General features: G+C 47.6%; 2 protein-coding genes. Both read right to left on the bottom strand.

Going from position 1 to position 3019, the window contains the following annotated elements; all coding sequences use genetic code 11:
- Window positions 1-680 precede the first annotated feature (680 nt).
- Window positions 681-1859 carry a hypothetical protein gene (locus tag C4B57_05620; protein PXF54859.1) on the bottom strand — a complete coding sequence of 393 codons (1179 nt, stop codon included), beginning with the start codon at window positions 1857-1859 and terminating at the stop codon, window positions 681-683.
- 115 nt (window positions 1860-1974) lie between these two features.
- A complete protein-coding gene (locus tag C4B57_05615) occupies window positions 1975-2469 on the bottom strand; it encodes a hypothetical protein (GenBank protein ID PXF54806.1) in 495 nt (164 codons plus the stop codon).
- Between the last annotated feature and the right edge of the window lie 550 nt (window positions 2470-3019).

Below are 3019 nucleotides of genomic sequence, written 5' to 3'. Positions count from 1 at the left end.
GGTGGAATAAGGCTCTTATGACAATGAATCTCAATAATCAGCATTTCCAGAAAGTCCAGAGGGGCATAAGGCCAAAATTTGGCCGAATCGAAATCTTCGGCTGATATGATTTACGGGACACGCTCAGGAGCGGTTTGCCTTTTGCAGGGTTTCAACCGCGGGTCGGATTGCACTGCCTCTCCGGTCCGCAATGAGTGAGCTTTAAAACCCGGAAAAAGGTAACCGCTTCAAGGCAGGATATAACGGGTTCTCCGAATATTTACTGTATCGTCAGACAAAAATATATAATAATCCTGTAAAAACAATTAGTTATTAGTGAAAGCGAGACCAAGTTATGGTATATTTGTATTATCAAAACCAAACCGTATCAGAGGTCTCGCATGTATATACTACACTCATTGCTCAAAAAACTCAAAAATGAATTTGCCCTTTCAAGAAAAGGGGATGAACGCCGTTTTCTTGATGCCATATCTGTATAATTTCAAAATTAGGGAAGTTAAACCGTAAGCAGATTGCCACATACATTGGCAGGGGTTGCGCCCTTGAACCGAGATAGTGGTTTTTTCGCAAGTGAACTATCAGGGGCGGAAGCTCCTCACGATTCTCAACGTTATGATAAGAAACGTACAAGGTGGCATCATGACCTGTGAACCGGGGAAATGGACCGCACCCGTTTTTGTTTACAGTGTCAAATATCCATCAGGAGATAGGCTGGTCGCAAGCATAACCATATTGATGTCCCTGTGCTCTGCCCAACTGATGGCTTCTCTGCTTGTACGTTCAAGCCAGAAGTTCTCAATTGTTTTGATTAACGGCGCGTACTGCATCAGGTTTTCAATCCGCGTGCGGAGTAGTGGATGCTTCTTATTAAAAAGGTCCGGGTTACCCTCAATCAATCCCTGTAGCCTTTCGACAGCCTTCAGTCCGATAGTCAATCCCAGTTCCCGAAATGCAAGACGATGATCGGCAGGGAGCTCCAGATGATTCATTCTCACGTAGGATTCCAGGCCCGGCAGAGAAGAATCCAACAGAACCCCCGGCAGATTGGTCTGTTCAAAATTTTTGTCGATTATCAGTTGTACTACTCTGTAGGCGTTACACAAAAGGCCACCAATACCGAGCGGGTCATCCGTGACCCAGGTTTTTCCTTGGCAAATATTGGCCATGTCGGAGATCTCCTTATTGAGATCCAGGTCCGGTGATTTTTGCGAACTTTTATCTGCGGTCGCTTGAAGCTGGTTGTATGTGATGAACCCATCGAGAGGATCGTGCTGTCCCATAGACTGTATAAGCGGACGGGAGAGGTCTATGCTCATTTTCCAGTACATGCGTTTCTGGCCGCCTGAAAATGGAACATAAGTAAACCCAGCGTGGGCCGTTTTCGCAAGCTCTATCGCCCACGTATTGTAAACCATATCGCCAGTGACCCGGCTCACGCAATTGAGAGAGTGCATCCATTTCGTCAGGTAATGGTAGTACTGTCCGTCACGCTCCCATTCCAGACGTTCGTCAAATGGATCAGCAGGCCCCCGTTCGTTCATTTTCTTGCCGATTCTCAAGCCACCTTTTGTAGGGTGCATTTTCCCTTCCTGTTCCACGAGGCCGCTGATCCAGCCGCTTCGTGGGTCGTCTTCTCGGTGCCGGCCGAGTATGTTGTGAACCTGATCAACCAGCAGCAAGGCCATGTTTTTGTATGTTTCATCACTCGTTTGGCGATAAAGCTCTAAGAAGTTGCATACGGCGAAAGCGTCTGTCCACAAATAGCGTCGCGGAGTCTCCCTGGCTGGTGAAAGACCGGTCAGATCGGCAAATTCAGCCATGATTTCCCGGACAATAGAAAGCTGTGAGTCTTGTCTTATCTTCTCCATTGACAAGTAGAGTATAAGATATCTCCCGAGCGTATGTAAAGCAGGTTCTTTGAATTAATTGGTGAGGGCCCATCGATCAAGGGCCTCGGGAGAAAGGCGGCAATCGTCAGGAGGTGGCTTTTTCCTCGTCCAGACGTGCAAGGCCTTCCAGGATCAAGTAATCAAGCCTTTCATCAACAAGGATATCCTCCGACTCCGGATATACCTTGTCGCGGTAAACGAAATGCCCCTTCCGCCAAGTGAGGACTTCGAAGACTATTTCCCTGATCTGTTCGTGAACCACAGAAACCAAGTCAGCATAATCCAGGAACCCGTTTTCCGCCAGTATCTGTCCGATGCGCTTGCGGCCGCGTTCTTTTTGAAAGATTTGGAGACCCCACTTCAGCTGTTCCTTGGTGATCCACTCATGTTCGATAAGAAATTGGCCGATTTTTTTCTTGTTGTTATCCATTCTGGCGTAGACGAGGTGCCCATCCCTGAAGTAGAAGCTTGCTGCATTGCCGGCAATTACAAACTTGAGCTCGCCGGAGAGCGAGGTCAGGCTTAAGGTCTGCAGGACTAATGCAGGATTAAAGACCGAAAGGTTTCCTACCAGATCCATCTCATACCATTCATCAGCGCTGAGGAGCGGCCGATTTTAAAGTACAAAAGTATGTCCGCGTGCCCTCCGCCTCGCATTTTTGGCAAACTTGGGTAATTTCTCAATTTATTGAGAAGTTACAGACTTGGTCGCTACGTAATCCGGGATTATTATATCTTTTTTATCGGAAAGAATGACTTTTTTGTTTAAATCCAGGCCGATACTTCCTGAATTTACGGCCCCATCTCCACCCAATCCGGATGAATCGCCTCCTCAATCAGCCAATCAGGAGACCGGCATATGAAAAACAGTCCTTGACCGATGAAATGCATATTTGATATAAAGAAACTTAAGCGAAAACGGTCTTGGCTTGGAGACACGGAAAAGGCCTTTGCGTCCGTAAATATTCGGTGAACCCGTTATATCCCGCCTTGAAGCGGTTACCTTTTTCCGGGTTTCAAAGCTCACTCATCGCAGACCGAAAGAGGCAGTGCAATTTGGCCCGCGACTGAAACCCTGCAAAAGGCAAACCGCTCCTGCGGCAGGGCGCGGATGGCAACCGTTCACAGGA

The organism is Deltaproteobacteria bacterium (genome assembly GCA_003194485.1).
In the GTDB taxonomy this organism is placed as follows: Bacteria; Desulfobacterota; Dissulfuribacteria; order Dissulfuribacterales; family UBA3076; genus UBA3076.
This window is presented reverse-complemented; position numbering and strand designations above follow the sequence as displayed.